General features: G+C 35.9%; 21 protein-coding genes. 11 read left to right on the plus strand and 10 right to left on the minus strand.

All coding sequences use genetic code 11. The features are described from left to right. Positions 1-37 precede the first annotated feature (37 nt). Positions 38-661 (plus strand): WbqC family protein, encoded by a 624-nt coding sequence (locus WJN01_RS00685; protein ID WP_445195249.1) that lies wholly within the window; start codon positions 38-40, stop codon positions 659-661. After that, a complete protein-coding gene (locus tag WJN01_RS00690) occupies positions 661-969 on the plus strand; it encodes a DUF6122 family protein (RefSeq protein WP_445195250.1) in 309 nt (102 codons plus the stop codon). Before WJN01_RS00685 ends, WJN01_RS00690 begins: the two co-directional genes overlap by 1 nt. Positions 970-1,017: 48 nt before the next feature. On the opposite strand, the gene WJN01_RS00695 is transcribed toward WJN01_RS00690, so the two are convergent. From WJN01_RS00695 to WJN01_RS00735, 9 genes are all read right to left on the minus strand, one after another. Continuing rightward, positions 1,018-2,043 carry an endonuclease/exonuclease/phosphatase family protein gene (locus WJN01_RS00695; protein ID WP_445195251.1) on the minus strand — a complete coding sequence of 342 codons (1,026 nt, stop codon included), beginning with the start codon at positions 2,041-2,043 and terminating at the stop codon, positions 1,018-1,020. 39 nt (positions 2,044-2,082) lie between these two features. Beyond that, positions 2,083-2,436, minus strand: coding sequence for a four helix bundle protein (locus WJN01_RS00700; RefSeq protein ID WP_445195252.1), 354 nt, complete (start codon positions 2,434-2,436; stop codon positions 2,083-2,085). Between the two features lie 78 nt (positions 2,437-2,514). Further along, positions 2,515-3,381, minus strand: a complete 867-nt coding sequence (locus tag WJN01_RS00705; protein ID WP_445195253.1) for a rhomboid family intramembrane serine protease — start codon at positions 3,379-3,381, stop codon at positions 2,515-2,517. Beyond that, on the minus strand, positions 3,381-4,130 hold the full coding sequence (locus WJN01_RS00710; RefSeq protein ID WP_445195254.1) for a rhomboid family intramembrane serine protease: 750 nt from the start codon (positions 4,128-4,130) through the stop codon (positions 3,381-3,383). The genes WJN01_RS00705 and WJN01_RS00710 overlap by 1 nt, the downstream gene beginning before the upstream one ends. A 64-nt stretch (positions 4,131-4,194) precedes the next feature. After that, positions 4,195-6,045 (minus strand): DNA mismatch repair endonuclease MutL, encoded by a 1,851-nt coding sequence (mutL, locus tag WJN01_RS00715; RefSeq protein WP_445195255.1) that lies wholly within the window; start codon positions 6,043-6,045, stop codon positions 4,195-4,197. Between the two features lie 3 nt (positions 6,046-6,048). Further along, on the minus strand, positions 6,049-6,333 hold the full coding sequence (locus tag WJN01_RS00720) for a riboflavin synthase subunit beta (RefSeq protein ID WP_445195256.1): 285 nt from the start codon (positions 6,331-6,333) through the stop codon (positions 6,049-6,051). A 16-nt stretch (positions 6,334-6,349) separates the two neighbouring features. Next, entirely contained in the window at positions 6,350-6,583 is a 234-nt protein-coding gene (locus WJN01_RS00725; protein ID WP_445195257.1) for a hypothetical protein, read from the minus strand. A 125-nt stretch (positions 6,584-6,708) separates the two neighbouring features. Then, complete coding sequence (ribH, locus tag WJN01_RS00730; protein ID WP_445195258.1) at positions 6,709-7,194, minus strand: 6,7-dimethyl-8-ribityllumazine synthase; 486 nt, start codon at positions 7,192-7,194, stop codon at positions 6,709-6,711. 1 nt (position 7,195) lies between these two features. Next, complete coding sequence (locus tag WJN01_RS00735) at positions 7,196-7,966, minus strand: tetratricopeptide repeat protein (RefSeq protein ID WP_445195259.1); 771 nt, start codon at positions 7,964-7,966, stop codon at positions 7,196-7,198. Between the two features lie 135 nt (positions 7,967-8,101). Here WJN01_RS00735 and recF point away from each other — a divergent pair, with 135 nt between their 5' ends. From recF to WJN01_RS00755, 4 genes are all read left to right on the plus strand, one after another. Beyond that, positions 8,102-9,181 carry a DNA replication/repair protein RecF gene (gene recF, locus WJN01_RS00740; protein WP_445195260.1) on the plus strand — a complete coding sequence of 360 codons (1,080 nt, stop codon included), beginning with the start codon at positions 8,102-8,104 and terminating at the stop codon, positions 9,179-9,181. Between the two features lie 115 nt (positions 9,182-9,296). Beyond that, on the plus strand, positions 9,297-9,911 hold the full coding sequence (locus WJN01_RS00745; RefSeq protein ID WP_445195261.1) for a hypothetical protein: 615 nt from the start codon (positions 9,297-9,299) through the stop codon (positions 9,909-9,911). A 219-nt stretch (positions 9,912-10,130) separates the two neighbouring features. After that, entirely contained in the window at positions 10,131-10,427 is a 297-nt protein-coding gene (locus WJN01_RS00750; RefSeq protein WP_445195262.1) for a DciA family protein, read from the plus strand. 99 nt (positions 10,428-10,526) lie between these two features. Further along, positions 10,527-10,718, plus strand: coding sequence for a cold-shock protein (locus WJN01_RS00755; protein WP_445195263.1), 192 nt, complete (start codon positions 10,527-10,529; stop codon positions 10,716-10,718). Positions 10,719-10,873: 155 nt separating this feature from the next. Here the strand turns inward: WJN01_RS00755 and WJN01_RS00760 are convergent, their stop codons facing one another. Next, positions 10,874-11,293, minus strand: a complete 420-nt coding sequence (locus tag WJN01_RS00760) for a nucleoside-diphosphate kinase (protein WP_445195264.1) — start codon at positions 11,291-11,293, stop codon at positions 10,874-10,876. Between the two features lie 131 nt (positions 11,294-11,424). On the opposite strand from WJN01_RS00760, the gene WJN01_RS00765 reads away from it, so the two are divergent. Genes WJN01_RS00765 through WJN01_RS00785 form a run of 5 tightly spaced genes read left to right on the plus strand, consistent with a single transcriptional unit; the run spans position 11,425 to position 15,580 of the window. Beyond that, complete coding sequence (locus tag WJN01_RS00765) at positions 11,425-12,444, plus strand: DHH family phosphoesterase (RefSeq protein WP_445195265.1); 1,020 nt, start codon at positions 11,425-11,427, stop codon at positions 12,442-12,444. Then, on the plus strand, positions 12,437-12,979 hold the full coding sequence (gldI, locus tag WJN01_RS00770) for a gliding motility-associated peptidyl-prolyl isomerase GldI (protein ID WP_445196285.1): 543 nt from the start codon (positions 12,437-12,439) through the stop codon (positions 12,977-12,979). Before WJN01_RS00765 ends, gldI begins: the two co-directional genes overlap by 8 nt. A 1-nt stretch (position 12,980) precedes the next feature. Beyond that, positions 12,981-14,123, plus strand: coding sequence for a peptidylprolyl isomerase (locus tag WJN01_RS00775; RefSeq protein WP_445195266.1), 1,143 nt, complete (start codon positions 12,981-12,983; stop codon positions 14,121-14,123). Positions 14,124-14,178: 55 nt separating this feature from the next. Next, a complete protein-coding gene (gene lgt / locus WJN01_RS00780) occupies positions 14,179-15,102 on the plus strand; it encodes a prolipoprotein diacylglyceryl transferase (RefSeq protein ID WP_445195267.1) in 924 nt (307 codons plus the stop codon). Position 15,103: 1 nt separating this feature from the next. Further along, positions 15,104-15,580 (plus strand): DUF192 domain-containing protein, encoded by a 477-nt coding sequence (locus WJN01_RS00785; RefSeq protein WP_445195268.1) that lies wholly within the window; start codon positions 15,104-15,106, stop codon positions 15,578-15,580. Positions 15,581-15,643 lie beyond the last annotated feature (63 nt).

A 15,643-nucleotide genomic window follows, 5' to 3' on the forward strand; every position in this document is an offset into this window, starting at 1 on the left:
TGAGCCAATTTCAACTTAACAACAAACAACTTAACAAATGAACGTAATTGTCCACCCCACATATTTCCCTAACATTGCTCATTTTGTTGCTATGATTAAAGCTTCGGAAGTAGTTTTTGAAATAGAGGACAACTTCCTGAAACAAACCTACCGAAACAGAGCCTACATTTACGGAGCAAATGGCAAATTGGCTTTAAACATCCCAGTGGTGCATTCGCAAAAAAATCGACAGAAGTACCGAGATGTTAAGATTTTCAACGAAGAAAAATGGCAGGATATTCACTTAAAATCCTTGCTTTCGTCATATAGAACCTCACCTTTTTTTGAGTATTATGAAGATGACATCCGGCCGTTGTTTGAGCAAAAAGTAGATTACATATTAGATTTTAATTTGAAATGCTTGAACGTAATTTGCGATTGTTTGCAATTGGATTTGAATATTTCAGAAACCGAGACCTACGAAAAAGTATCCGAAGGCAAAACCGATTTTCGGTTTTTGGTGCAGGCAAAAAAAGAAATACCTCAAGACTTTGAACCATACACACAGGTTTTTGGCAACAAGCACGGTTTTATTCCCAATTTGAGTATATTGGATTTACTTTTTAATGAAGGCCCAAATGCATTGAATTATTTAAAATCGCAAACCATAAAAACACCGTAATGCTCCAACTGTTTGCCCATTATGGATGCCATATTCTGCTTCCCTTAGGCTTAGCGCTAATTTGGTATAAACCCGAATGGAAAATAGCTTTTTTGATCATGATTTCCGGCATGTGGATAGACGTTGACCACCTTTTGGCAAGTCCTATTTTTGCACCTAACAGGTGCAGCATAAATTTTCACCCCTTGCATTCCTATTATGCCATAGCCATTTATATTGTATTGCTTTTTCCAAATAAAACTAGATTGATAGCTCTAGGACTTGTAGCACATATCATTGCCGATCTTGTGGACTGTAGTTTTATGTAGCATCGTTTTAAAAAGTAACTAAGCCTGAAAGTTACAAAGCTGCAAAGACTAATTGCTTAAATTTAAAGTGGCAGAAATTGGATAATGGTCTGAGTACAGTTCTTTATAGGATTTAAAACCATTTACCTCAAAAGTTTCATCGGTTAAAATAAAATCGATACGAACCGGGAAAGAATTAAAGTCATAAGTACGACCAAAACCATGTCCAGCCTCTTTAAAGGTATCATTTAAATCGCCTCTAATCTTTCGGTACACATACGAAAACGCGGTATTATTAAAATCCCCGCAAATGACCATTTTATAATGGCATTTTGCTTTATGGACCAAAAACAATTCGGTTTGCAACTGCTGCATTTTAAAGGAATTGCCAACCCGTTTTAAAAGCATTTCAGAATCTTCATGCTGAAGGCTTTCGGCTTTTGGGTTTATCCTCAATGACTGTAAATGAACATTATAAATCCTTATTGTATCACTACCCTTTACCACATCGGCAAAAATGGCATTATTTGAGGTATTTGGAAATTCAACAGATCCAGAATTCACAATGGGAAAATTTGAAAATATAGCTTGTCCGTATTTATCTCTTTTTCCAGAGAGCTTTTCGAACTTATAAGGAAAGAATGACAAATCGATATTCTTGTGTGGATGGTATTCTTGAAGGCATAGAATGTCTGGAGATTCTAGCTTTATAAAATCCCTTATTTTTGTTTCTATGCCCTTTTCGGGAATCCATTCATATAGATTAAAAAGCCTCACATTATAGTTCATCACCTTAAAGTTATTTGGGTCTTCAACATTTTTAGATGATGAAAATTTATATAGTGAACCAAACCAAAAATACCCAAAAATGAGTACGACAAGCGAAAGAATAAACTGCTTTTTGAATTTAATGAGCCAATAAAGAAAGAAAAGTATATTGAGCAAGATTAAAAAGGAAACGCCCAAATTAACCACGGCCAATATGGCAAAGGTTTTTGGGGGCAAGTAGGGCAAAATAAAAGACAATAAAAGCAGTACCGCAGCAACTACATTTATAAAATAAATGATTTTATTGACTATGCCCAGTTTACCCATATTTTGCTTGAAGCTAGTTGACCGATGACGGAAGTTTGTTTACAAATTTTTTCTAAATGCTATCATCATATTCATCAAATGAAACGATTCATCATAATATTTTTGAAATTGTTCACTATTGATATAATTTCTTCTATGAGCTTTATGCAGACAAGTTACAACTTCGGCCAAAGAACGAACAGAATATCCAATAAACTTATTCTGCTCTGGATTGGATTGACCTATTGAGCCTTCAGAAATATTTAAAGCAACGGAATCTACAGCCCTTAATATCTGAGTTGAAAGATTGTAAACTTCATGATTTGGAAAATGTTTAATTAATGAATTAATATCTTCTCCTAAATCCATGGCTTTTTGCCATATCAATAGTTTTTCAAACTTAAACTTGTCCATTACATTCAAACTCCATTTTTAACCTTAGATTCCTCTTTTGCTTCTGTCTTCTGTCCTCCGTCTTCTAACAAAAACGAACTACTTCCCTGCCCTGAATAAAAATTCCTTTTCTTCAGAAGTTAAACTATCATATCCACTTTTACTGATTTTATCCAGAATAACATCAATTTTCTTTTGGTTATTAAACTCATTAAAATCAGCTTTAGTATAGCCACCAACCTTACTTTTATTTTTATGCACTGTTTTAAGCGGACCTTTTTTTGAAGGCTTGAACCAACTTGATAAAGTATCCATAACGTTCTCAAAACCCTTACCTACATCCTGTCCTTTTAATAATTGTTTGGCATAAATGTAACCCAACAAAGCTCCGCCCAAATGAGCCAAATTTCCTCCTGCGTTTCCAGCAGGGTTATTAATCCCTGAAACAACCCCAATAATATCCAATACAACTATAGCTGCCCCAATATACCAAAGCTTTAAATTGAAAGTAAAAAAACGTAGTTCTTGATTGGGCATATAAGCGCATAAAAATATCAACAGGGCCCTAACGGCGGCCGAAGCACCGACTAACTTGGAATAGTTACCAAAAAAACTTGGTAACAACGTATAACCAAGCATAAACAGCAAACCACCGAAAATGGCCCCTAAAAAATAGACATTCAATGCCATCTTAGGACTAAAAAGATTCAAAAACATACGCCCTAAAAAATACAACCAAAGCATATTGAACAAGATATGCCAAATATCAAAATGAAGAAAAGCGTAGGTTATAAGGCTCCACGGTTTTAAAATGAAATCGCCAAAATCGCTAGGTAGTTTAAACCAGTCCATGTATGGTTTTAATAACAATCCTAAGACAAAAACCAGAACATTTACGACGATTATTTTTTCTAGCGCATTAAGCCTAGAAAACTTGTATTTTATGTCTTGAGAAAACGAACCCATCAATACCAACGGTTATTATTAAACTGATTTTTTTTCCAATACCACATAATAATAAAGCCAATTAACGCTCCACCTACATGCGCCATGTATGCTGTATTGCTTGGACTGAAAAAAGACTGACCCGTTAAGCCAGAAATCAAATCTAAAATAATAATTCCAGGAATGAAATATTTGGCCTTTATTGGAATGGGCAAAAATATCAACATTAACCTGGCCTCTGGATTCATCATTCCAAAAGCGGCCAAAACACCCATAATACAACCTGAAGCTCCAACCATAGAGGCGTTATATGCCGGAAAGATATCTTTTAGCATTGAAACCTGTGCATTGGTAGTTCCAGAAATAACCTCGTTAGTCGTAAGCATTTGTTTAATTTTTTCTGGAGACAGACCAGACTCAATCAAAGCATTATAATTAGGCACATATTGAACATAATAGTACGCTAGTTGAAATAAAAACGCGCCCAAACCAGCCGAAAAGTAAATGAACAAAAACCGCTTGCTCCCTAAAACTTGCTCTACAGGGGTACCAAACATCCAAAGGGCAAACATATTAAAGAATATATGCATAAACCCACCGTGCATAAACATGTGGGTTACTATTTGCCAAGGTTGAAAGGCATCATTTTTTGGAAAGTATAGCGCGAACCATTCATAAAACAAAGTACCATTCCCTATGGCCAATGTTCCAACAAACATAATCACATTAATGATTATTAAATGCTTAACGGTTTCTGAAATTTGCATCATAACTTAATTTTCTTGTTTGTAAACCTTTCGACTGCGCTCAAGGTGACATCACAATAATTGTTTATCAAATAAATTTTTTATCCAGTTCATCAACACTCATCGTAACAAATGTTGTTCTGTTTGCGGGCGACATATTGGGTTCTTTACAGGCAAACAGTTTATTTACCAAATGCTCTTGTTCGTCTCTTTTTAAGGACTGCCCTGTTTTAATAGCTAAACTCTTTGCCATAGATTTTGCCAACAGATCAGTTGCGCTGAAGTTGCTATCTGGCACCTCATTTTCCACATCAGATATTAATTGTTCCAATATAATGGAGACTTCACTTTCAGGAACACCGATGGGTACACCCGTAATTTCAACCGTGCCTTCCTCAATATTTGAAAACACAAAACCGGTATGCTCCAAATCATCTTTCAATTGATTGACAATAGTGATATCCTGTGATGAAAAATGAAGTTGAAGGGGAAACAACAGTTGCTGACTTGTGGCTTCATGAATGGTTAAATTCTGAAGGAACTCTTCATACAAAACGCGTTCATGGGCACGATGCTGGTCAATCACCAACATACCTGATTTTATCGTGCTAACAATATACTTGTTATGCAGTTGATACGTAGTATTTGCCGTTTCTACCTGATTATCATTTTGAAACATGGAAGCCGTTTCTTCTTCACTCTCAAACTGAACTTCACTAAAATCTTGTTCCGAACCATTTCCTTTTGACTCTAAACCAACGTAAAGGCTGTCCCAGTTATTTGGCGTAGATTTAAAAGCAGCTGTTTGTCGGCCAGAAAATTTAGGTTCACTTTTAAAAGGATTAAAACTTCTATCCACCTCAATTTTAGGTGCATTGGCAGCGCTACTTTTATAGCTGTAAGGTGTATCTAAATTCGGGTCACGTTCAAAATCAAGCACCGGCGCAATATTAAATTGTCCCAAACTATGCTTTACTGCAGAACGCAACAGCGCATAAAGCGTATGTTCATCATCAAACTTAATCTCAGTTTTTGTTGGATGGATATTGATATCTATAGTTTGCGGATTAACAGAAAGATTCAAAAAATAACTTGCATGTGTACCGTTTTTTAACAGCCCCTCAAAAGCCGAACCCACAGCATGGTTTAAATACGCACTTTTTATGAAACGGTTATTGACAAAAAAATACTGCTCGCCACGGGTTTTTTTGGCATATTCGGGTTTACCAACAAAACCTGAAATCTTAACCACCTCTGTATCTTCTTCAACTGGAACCAATTTTTCATTGGTTTTACTGCCAAAAATGTTTACAATACGCTGACGATAATTGCTGACAGGTAAATTAAATGTTTCGCTGCCATTGTTGTACATGGCAAAAGCAATATTTGGATGCGCCAAAGCCACACGATGGAGCTCATCAATAACATGACGCAACTCTACCGCTTCCGATTTTAAAAAATTACGCCGTGCCGGAATATTGAAAAACAGATTTTTCACGGAAACCGATGTTCCCGTTGGCGTTACCACCACATCTTGTGAAACCACATTACTCCCTTCAATAACCAAACAATTGCCAACTTCGTCTTCGGGCTGTTTGGTTTTTAATTCAACATGGGCAATGGCGGCAATACTTGCCAAGGCCTCACCACGAAAGCCTTTGGTATGTAGTTGAAATAAATCCTCGGCATTTCTAATTTTAGAGGTGGCGTGACGCTCAAAACTTAAACGAGCATCGGTATGGCTCATGCCCTTGCCGTTATCAATCACCTGAACAAGGGTCTTGCCCGCATCTTTTATAATGAGTTTTATGGAATCTGCGCCAGCATCAATGGCATTTTCAAGGAGTTCCTTAACTACCGAGGCGGGACGTTGTACAACTTCTCCAGCGGCAATTTGATTTGCTACGTGATCGGGTAAAAGCTGTATGATGTCTGCCATATATTATTTGGGTAAGAAAATGGATAAATCGAATTCGATGATAAATAAAAAAATTAAAACTAGAATGGCAACAATAATCAATATACGTCTATTGGCGGCTTTATCTGGATTTTTATAGTCGTCCCATGCATCGTTAAACTTTGCTTTTATACCTTTATTTGCCCCAACCGTTTTTCGGTATTCATCAAATTTGTGTTTTATTTCAAACGGATTGCCTTCCCCTTTATCATCATAATATCGGGGGGTGTAACTAAATTTTTTGTTTTTTCGCAATTTTAAAAGTCCCATGATTTCCAGTTTTTCGTTACATGTATTTTTTTTCTAACAAATACATACAAATCAATAATAATACCAAAGCCAAAATCAGGATTCTCATAGACATCATGCCACGAACTTTAGTTTTACTATCTCTACCAGCTCTCCATTTCGAAATAAAATCTTTGGTTTTGTCATTGTCATTCAAACTATAATCTGCTTTATTTTCCTCAGAAAATCTAGGCTGATAATTAAAGGTTCTATGTTTGCGTTGCTTAAACAAAATCTAATCTGTTACCCCTCAAAAGTACTTAAAAATAGGCAGAAAGCATGGCGTGTAATGCTAAAATATGTTAACAAATAAAACCTGTTTAAAGCAGGAAGATGTAAGCGAGAAGTATAAAAAAACTAACTGTTTTTTCGAAGCTCAGCCATTTTGATGGCAGCAATGGCTGCTTCTGTGCCTTTGTTACCGTGTTTTCCGCCAGAACGCTCAATGGCCTGTTGCATGGTATTATCGGTAAGCACACAAAAAATAACTGGTGTATTGTGCAAGACGTTTAGGTCTTTTATCCCTTGGGTAACGCCTTCACAAACAAAATCGAAATGCTTGGTTTCTCCTTGAATAACACTACCTATGGCAATAACGGCATCGACATATTGCTCTTGCATTTTTTTGCTTCCGTAAATAAGCTCAAAGCTTCCGGGCACATTCCAACGGATAATATTTTCGGGCAAAACACCATTTTCAATAAAGGCATCATAGGCCCCCTGAAAGAGCCCTTCCGTAATATTATCATTCCATTCTGAAACAACAATCCCAAACCGAAAACCTTTCGCGTTTGGGATTGTATTTTTATCGTAATCGGATAAATTTTTATTCGCCGTAGCCATATTATTTATTTGCCAACACCTGTGCTTTTCCTATAAACACTTCTACTTTTGAAGCTTCCGTAGAATTGGAATAATCGTCTTTAATTCTTTTAAAGTAATTTAAAGCTTTATCAGCTTGTCCCAAGTCCAAAGCTGTTGTTCCCGCTTTAAACAAGTACATTGGTGTTGTGTATTCGTTGTTACGCATTTCGGCAGCTTGTTCATAGTAGCCCAAAGCATCTTCAGGTTGGTTTAATTGCACAAAGGCATCACCAATATTTCCTTTAGCTAAAGGTGCCAAAATTTCATCATCACTTTTAAAATCACTTAAATACTCAATGGCATTTTTGTAATCCTTCAATCTTAAATAGGCAGTACCCGCATAGTAGTTAGCAAGATTGGCAGATGGCGTACCGCTATATTCTTCAATAATGTCTAGCATACCAAATTTACCTTCGCCGCCATTAAGGGCTAAATTGTATAACGAATCCTTTTCTACACCGTTTACGGCATCGTTAAAATACTTTTGCGCTTGGAACATATCGTTCATTGCAGCTTCTTGTTTTGGTTTAGAAATAAATTCTTTATACCCCAAAGAGCCAAGAACCACAAGTGCTACAAGACCTATGACTATGAAAATATATTTTTGGTTTTTTGCTACAAAATCCTCTGTTTTTGAAGCCGTTTCATCAAGTGTGTTAAAAACTTCAGCAGTTGTAGACCCCTCTTCAATACTGTGCTCTTTCTCTACTTTTGTTTTTGGTTTATAACCTTTCTTCTTGTACGTTGCCATTTATTTTTCTCAATTAATGTGGCGCAAAAATATAATTTTTCTTCATAACTAAAAGGGTATTTATTTGATATTTTTCAATAATTTGCAATTCTTTTTAGGAGTTTGCGCTCTAACGCCCCTATAAGTTGCTTTTTTATGATTTTAAAATCACTTTCGTTACTTAACTACAAAAATTTTGATAGTAAGTCATTCATTTTCAATGATAAAATAAATTGTATTGTTGGCAATAACGGTATTGGAAAAACCAATGTACTTGATGCCATTTACCATTTATCCTTCGGAAAAAGCTATTTTAACCCCGTGGCCCTGCAAAATATTAAGCATGATGAGGACTTTTTTGTGATTAACGGTGATTATGAAAAGGAAGATAAAACCGAAAAAGTAGCCGTTAGCCTTAAACGCGGGCAAAAAAAAGTAATCAAGCGAAACGGTAAAGCCTACGAAAAATTTAGCGACCACATTGGCTTTTTGCCTTTGGTTATTATTTCGCCGGCTGACAGGGACTTAATTATTGAGGGCAGTGATACGCGGAGAAAGTTTATTGATAGTGTCATTTCACAAAGCGACAAAAACTATCTTGGGCATTTAATCAATTACAACAAAATACTGGCACAGCGCAACGCCCTGCTAAAATATTTTGCTTTAAACCACACGTTTAACCAAGACACCCTGGATGTTTACAATGCCCAATTAACAGATTATGGCAACCAAATTTTTACTAAACGCAATGAATTTTTAAAGGAATTTATTCCAATTTTCAAGTTGCGTTATGAGGCTATTAGCAATGGCAAGGAAGATGTTGATTTGGTTTATAAAAGCGATTTGTTTGATGGTCAGCTAAACCAACTTTTAAAGGAAGCCATAAACAAGGATAAAGCTTTACAATATACAAGTGTCGGTATTCACAAAGACGATTTGCTTTTTAACATTGAAAACCACCCCATTAAAAAATTTGGTAGCCAAGGGCAGCAAAAATCGTTTTTAATTGCGCTGAAATTGGCACAATTCGATTTTATAAAAGCACAAAGTGGCGTAAACCCCATTTTATTGTTGGATGATATTTTTGATAAGCTTGATGAAAACCGTGTGGCACAAATTATTAAATTAGTGGATAACGAAAACTTTGGTCAACTTTTTATCAGCGACACCCATGCCGAACGCACTGAAAATGCCGTAAAACAGGTGCACCAAAGTTATGAGATTTTTAGGTTATAGTTGATTTATTATTATTTGACTTTGTACAAAATTTCAACTACTTTCGTTTAACGACAGATATAAGTCATTAAGTCGACGCATATCACCAAGTTGCAAGTAATTAAAAACAAATAAAATGAAATTAAAATTATCAATTTCAATTCTTACCCTATTAACAATACTGAGTTTTGGACAAGAAAAAAAGGTTGAAAACGGGATGCTATATATTGAATTCTTAAAGGCGAAAAAAGTTTCTAATACATTTAATTTAAATTCATCATCAAAAGTAAAATCTAACGAATTAAAAAAAATAAGTGTAAAATGCAAAATTGAGTCACTAAACAAAGTAGATGTTGATATTAATAAGTTTTCATTAATTGATAATAAAAATAAATTAAGATATAGACCAATAGATGTTTCTTTTCAACCTTCAACAGGATATATTGCTTATAAGAAATTATTAAAAACTGATATAAAACTTGGTAGTATGTATATGCATCAAGCAAATATTGCATATAAACCAGAAATTAAAGACTCGTATACTGATTATTATTTTGAAGGCTATACCAATATTGAAATACCTTCTGATTTTGGAACTAACAAGAAACCAAAAAAAACAGTTATATATTTCCAATCTCATGGATTTCACGATTTTAAATCTTTATTCTTTTTTGCAATTTTAAATTCTGCCGAAAATCCAGATTTAGAATTATACTACGGTAATGAAAAAATATCTAAAGTGAAATTATAAAAAACTACTTATAACACAGTATAAAATGAATTGCGTTAGGGATTGAAGCGATATCCTTTTTAAAATTTAAAAAGCGTATTGATTTTAGTGAGGACCTAGATTTAACAGATTGCCACACTTCGACTTCGCTCAGTGCAGGCTACCTCCGCGCAATGACGTTTTTAAAAAGATACAGCGGAAAGCCCGACCCTTGTGGTAACGCCAAAAAAATTAAACAACATGCCAAAACGCAACAATGAACATATCAGTATAAGCGATGCCCTAAAAGAATTTATAGAAACCAACAAGCTTGAAAAGGGACTTAACAAAGTAAATGTTGCAGAGGCCTGGGCAAAACTTATGGGCAATGGTGTTAACAATTACACAACTTCGGTTAGCCTAGAACGAGAGACGCTTTATGTACAGCTAAGTTCTAGTGTTTTGAGGGAAGAACTAAGTTATGGCAAACAAAAAATTATTGACATGCTAAATGAAGAGCTGGGCAAAGAAATTATTAAAAAACTGGTTTTAAGATAATTACAACTTAAAATTAAATTGAAATAATTGCCCTAAATGCAACAAGGTATTATTATTTACATTACCTTTGGTGCTTTAATTTTTATAATACAAAATACAATGAGTAAAGGTACAGTAAAATTTTTCAATGATTCTAAAGGATTTGGATTCATCATTGAAGAAGGCACCAAAAAAGAACATTTCGTACACATTTCCGGACTAGTCGATGAAATTCGTGAAGGTGATGTTGTAGAATTCGATCTACAAGAAGGTAGAAAAGGATTAAACGCCGTAAACGTAAAAGTAGTCTAACACCATATACTATTTAACAATTACAAGTAAGGCCTATCAAAATTGATAGGCTTTTTTTTGCACCTATTTTTTTGACTCTAAAGATTACAGACAAAAAAACGGACGGAAAATATCAATTAACTTTCCGTCCGTTTTTAAAGTTTTATGTTTTTATCTTAGAACATCTCGCGTCCTGAAAAGTGAAAGGCGCCTTCAATAGCGGCATTTTCATCGCTATCACTTCCGTGAATTGAATTTTCAGTTATGGAGTTGGCATATATTTTTCTGATGGTGCCTTCGGCAGCTTCCTCTGGGTTTGTTGCTCCAATTAAAGTTCTAAAATCATCCACGGCATTGTCTTTTTCCAAAATAGCAGCCACTATTGGACCGCGCGTCATATATTCTACCAATTCGCCAAAAAACGGACGCGCTTTATGGATGCCGTAAAACTCCTGTGCATCTGCTTTTGTCATTTGGGTTAATTTCATTGCCACTATTCTAAAACCCGAAGCTGCAATTTTTTCCAATATAGCACCTATGTGCCCTTTTTCAACCGCATCCGGCTTTATCATGGTAAATGTTCTGTTTGTTGCCATTTATATTGTTTTAATGTATTCAATAATTAATAAAACCAACAAAACCTTTTCGTTGATTTTCGTGCAAAAGTAATGTATTTCTGCTTAATGGCAAGTCTGCCAATTTTAAAAATATTGTATATTCGCAATCTATGACAAAACAAGATATTGCTAGCGTTAAGCAGCTATTGGCCACAAAAAAAAAGATAGTTATTGTACCCCATAAAAATCCTGATGGTGACGCTATTGGGTCTTCTTTAGGTTTGTATCACTATCTCTTAAAAGGAAATCATGATGTTCATGTTTTAGTGCCGAATGATTTTCCTTCCTTTCTCAAATGGATACCTGGAAGCGATTCCATTTTAAGGCACGATTCGCAAACAAAAATGTGCAATGGCCTAATTGCAGATGCCGATATAATTTTCACATTAGATTTTAATGCCCTTCATAGAACCGACCAAATGGAACAAGTTTTGGCAGAAAACAAAGGTGTCAAAATCATGATAGACCACCATCAAGCACCAGATGATTACGCACTCTATACCTACAGCGATGTGCATATGAGTTCAACTTGCGAAATGGTTTACCACTTTATTGATATGCTCGGCGATATTGATTTAATCGATAAAGATATTGCCACATGTTTGTATGTTGGCATTATGACCGATACGGGTTCGTTTCGGTTTTCATCTACCAGCAGCACCACGCACAATGTTGTTGCCAATTTAATGGAAAAAGGAGCCGATAATGCAGAAATACACAATAACATTTACGACTCCAGCAGCTATGAGCGGCTACAGCTATTGGGTTGTGCGCTTAGCAATTTAGTGGTCATTCCAGAATTTAGAACAGCCTATATCACGCTTTCACAAGAAGAATTGAACCGCTTTAATTACAAAAAGGGAGATACCGAAGGTGTGGTAAATTATGGCCTATCCATTGAAGGTGTTATTTTGGCCGCTATTTTCATAGAAGACAAACAAGAGGGCATCATAAAAATATCGTTACGCTCAAAAGGCAATTTTTCGGTTAATGAAATGTCTAGGGCGCATTTCAACGGTGGCGGGCACATCAATGCTGCCGGCGGCAAGAGCTATTTGCCTTTAAAAGACACAGTTGAAAAATTTATTAGTATATTGCCTAGTTATAATAAAGCCCTGAATGATGAATAAACTATTAACCATAGCTTTTGTTTTGCTCCTTTTTAACTGCAAAACGCCCGAAGCAAGACGCCCAATTTCTGTAAAAACGGGCTCTTTCATTGATGCTTCCGTCGAGCGAAACAAAAAATTGAACGCCAAAGAACAAGCTACCATTGAAAAAATAATGGAGCAACAACAGAAAGATTATATTGCTTCAGAGAGCGGATTTTGGTACTACTACAATATTAAAACTGAAAACGATACTTTAAAAACACCTGATTTCGGTGATATTGTCAACTTTAATTATGACGTAAAATCCTTAAAAGGACATACTATTTATTCTTTTGAAGACCTAAAAACGCAAACCTATGCCATGGATAAGGAAGAGCTTTTTACCGGGTTGCGTGAAGGCCTAAAATTGATGAAAACAGGTGAAACAGTCACATTTTTATTTCCATCGCAAAAAGCATTCGGATATTACGGCGACGAGAATAAAATAGGTAGCAATACGCCTTTAATTTGCGAAGTCACCATAAACTCCATTACGCCAAATCAAACCAATTAAAATGAAATCCCTGAAAAACGCCGTTAAACTTTTAACCTTAGCACTACTTTTTTCATTCATTTCCTGTAAAGCCCCATATCCAGAATTGGAGGATGGCATGTATGCCGAATTCACTACTGATAAGGGTATTATGGTAGCCAAACTGGAACAAGAAAAAGTACCAACAACAGTGGCTAATTTTGTATCGTTGGCTGAAGGTACAAATACTTTGGTAAGCGATTCGCTGAAAGACAAGAAATTTTATAATGGGCTGAAATTCCACCGTGTAGTACCCGATTTCATGATACAAGGCGGTGATCCAAACGGTGATGGTTCTGGAAACCCAGGATACAGGTTTAATGATGAATTTGACCCTAGCTTAAAACACGACAAAAAAGGGATTTTGGCCATGGCCAATTCTGGTTACGGCACCAATGGAAGTCAGTTTTACATCACACATAAGGCCACACCTTGGCTTGATGCCTATGATGAAGAAGGCCATCTAAAAAATTGTGAGGATCGACGTGTAAGTTGTCACACTGTTTTTGGAGAAGTGGTTCTTGGGCTTGAGGTTATTGATTCCATTCAACAGGATGATGTGATGCAAGAAGTAAAAATCATTAGAAAAGGGAAAGCTGCTAAAAATTTTGACGCTCCTAAGGTTTTTAAAAATCATTTTGTTGAAGCCGAACGTCTTGAAAAAGAAAAAGAAGCAAAAGCAGAAGCCATCATAAAAGCGTCAAAAGCAAAATTTGACAAACAACAGGTACAAGCCACAACAATGGAATCTGGTTTACAATACTATATTTCAGAAAAAGGATCAGGCGAAAAATTACCAGAAGACGCTGAAGTTTTAGCCCATTATGCCGTGTATTTTGAAAACGGAAAATTATTGGAAACCAGCAAATTGGAAATTGCAGAAGCTTTGGATGCCGTTAATCCAAGACGAAAAGCAGCAGACGGATACCAGCCCATTTCTGCTGAATTAGGCCCTGATGCACGAATGATTCCTGGATTTAAAGAAGGCCTAAAACAGCTTAGCGTTGGGGATAAGGCTACTTTGTTTATACCCTATCATCTGGCTTATGGGGAATCTGGCACACGTGGTATTCCACCGCAATCCAACCTAATTTTTGAAGTTGAAATAGTAGAACTTCTTAAATAAATTTTAACACTAAACACAGCACAAACCTTTATATTTACGGCATAAAACAAAGCACATGCAACTTTTAAAATTTGATTGGAACCCCATTACGGGCATTGATATTTCTGGAAATTTCAAACTCCATTTTTATAGCCTCATGTGGGTGGTTGCATTTATATTGGGGTGGTACATTATGAAACGCATTTTCACCAAAGAAAAAATATCTTTGGACTACCTCGACCCACTTTTTATCTATACCGTTTTGGCCACTATGCTGGGCGCAAGATTGGGCCATGTGTTGTTTTACCAATCGGAATTGATTACCCAAGATTTTTTCAGCATCTTTTTACCGTTTAAATTTAAAGGTGGTTTTGAGTTTACAGGTTTTCAAGGTCTTGCCAGCCATGGTGCAGCCATTGGCATTATTATTGGCATGTACCTCTACCGACGAAAATACAAGTACAAATCACTGCTCTGGATTTTAGACCGAGTGGTGATTTCAGTAGCTTCAGGGGCTGTTTTTATTAGGATTGGAAATTTTATCAATTCTGAAATTATTGGAAAAGAATCGGGCGATTTCCCTTTGGGCGTACGTTTTATACAAGATTATTACAACAAGTACGACGCCATGCGTATTGCAGGCACCAAAAACGTACAAAAAGCCTACGATGCCATTGCTGCCAACCCCGAATTAGTGGAACAAGTGCCCTACCGCCACCCAGCACAATTGTACGAATCGTTTTGCTATATTTTTGTGTTTTTGATTTTATGGTATTTCTACTCGAAAACCTCTAAAAAAGACCAAACTGGATTTTTATTTGGGCTGTTTTTAATCCTACTTTGGACCATCAGATTTTTTGTCGAATTCGTTAAAGAACCACAGGGCGATGAGTACATCAATTGGTTAGGACTAAACACTGGCCAATGGCTGAGTATTCCTTTTATTTTGATTGGACTGTACTTTATGTTTATTTATAAACCCAAAAATGTAGTAAACTAACATGCGTTTTAAATCTTTCCTTTTACTTGTCTGTCTTGTTTTTTCAATGCTTTTATCGTCATGTAAAAATGACAAAAAAGTCATTAAACAGACGGAAGTAATCTTTAAAAAGGAAGGTGAACTCACCATTTTTAAAAGTGTCGATTCTACACAAATCAACTTGGATATTGAAATTGCCGATACCGAGTTTGATCGCGAAACGGGCCTTATGTACCGTCATAATATGCCAAACAACCAAGGCATGTTGTTTGTTTTTGAAGATGAACGTCCTCGCAATTTCTACATGAAGAATACCGAGATTCCATTGGACTTGATATATGTTGCTGCCAACAAAAAAATTGTAAGTTTTCAAAAAAACGCCAAGCCTTTTGATGAATCTTCTCTACCCTCAAATGCGCCAGCAAAATATGTTTTGGAGGTTAATGCTGGTTTGGCCGATACCTGGAACCTTCGTGTTGGTGATAGCTTAAGCTTCTAATTTTTTTGGGATTACAAAAACTGATTTTGTCAATAAGTTCAGCAAACCCCTCAAAAAAACTAA

The sequence above is a fragment of the Tamlana sedimenti genome, from assembly GCF_038148895.1.
Taxonomy (GTDB): domain Bacteria; phylum Bacteroidota; class Bacteroidia; order Flavobacteriales; family Flavobacteriaceae; genus Tamlana.

Coding starts and splice junctions, on each gene's coding strand:
- WJN01_RS00685 (WP_445195249.1), top strand. CDS start 38: ATGAACGTAATTGTCCACCCCACATATTTCCCTAACATTGCTCATTTT.
- WJN01_RS00690 (WP_445195250.1), top strand. CDS start 661: ATGCTCCAACTGTTTGCCCATTATGGATGCCATATTCTGCTTCCCTTA.
- WJN01_RS00695 (WP_445195251.1), bottom strand. CDS start 2,043: ATGGGTAAACTGGGCATAGTCAATAAAATCATTTATTTTATAAATGTA.
- WJN01_RS00700 (WP_445195252.1), bottom strand. CDS start 2,436: ATGGACAAGTTTAAGTTTGAAAAACTATTGATATGGCAAAAAGCCATG.
- WJN01_RS00705 (WP_445195253.1), bottom strand. CDS start 3,381: ATGGGTTCGTTTTCTCAAGACATAAAATACAAGTTTTCTAGGCTTAAT.
- WJN01_RS00710 (WP_445195254.1), bottom strand. CDS start 4,130: ATGATGCAAATTTCAGAAACCGTTAAGCATTTAATAATCATTAATGTG.
- mutL (WP_445195255.1), bottom strand. CDS start 6,045: ATGGCAGACATCATACAGCTTTTACCCGATCACGTAGCAAATCAAATT.
- WJN01_RS00720 (WP_445195256.1), bottom strand. CDS start 6,333: ATGGGACTTTTAAAATTGCGAAAAAACAAAAAATTTAGTTACACCCCC.
- ribH (WP_445195258.1), bottom strand. CDS start 7,194: ATGGCTACGGCGAATAAAAATTTATCCGATTACGATAAAAATACAATC.
- WJN01_RS00735 (WP_445195259.1), bottom strand. CDS start 7,966: ATGGCAACGTACAAGAAGAAAGGTTATAAACCAAAAACAAAAGTAGAG.
- recF (WP_445195260.1), top strand. CDS start 8,102: ATGATTTTAAAATCACTTTCGTTACTTAACTACAAAAATTTTGATAGT.
- WJN01_RS00745 (WP_445195261.1), top strand. CDS start 9,297: ATGAAATTAAAATTATCAATTTCAATTCTTACCCTATTAACAATACTG.
- WJN01_RS00750 (WP_445195262.1), top strand. CDS start 10,131: ATGCCAAAACGCAACAATGAACATATCAGTATAAGCGATGCCCTAAAA.
- WJN01_RS00755 (WP_445195263.1), top strand. CDS start 10,527: ATGAGTAAAGGTACAGTAAAATTTTTCAATGATTCTAAAGGATTTGGA.
- WJN01_RS00760 (WP_445195264.1), bottom strand. CDS start 11,293: ATGGCAACAAACAGAACATTTACCATGATAAAGCCGGATGCGGTTGAA.
- WJN01_RS00765 (WP_445195265.1), top strand. CDS start 11,425: ATGACAAAACAAGATATTGCTAGCGTTAAGCAGCTATTGGCCACAAAA.
- gldI (WP_445196285.1), top strand. CDS start 12,437: ATGAATAAACTATTAACCATAGCTTTTGTTTTGCTCCTTTTTAACTGC.
- WJN01_RS00775 (WP_445195266.1), top strand. CDS start 12,981: ATGAAATCCCTGAAAAACGCCGTTAAACTTTTAACCTTAGCACTACTT.
- lgt (WP_445195267.1), top strand. CDS start 14,179: ATGCAACTTTTAAAATTTGATTGGAACCCCATTACGGGCATTGATATT.
- WJN01_RS00785 (WP_445195268.1), top strand. CDS start 15,104: ATGCGTTTTAAATCTTTCCTTTTACTTGTCTGTCTTGTTTTTTCAATG.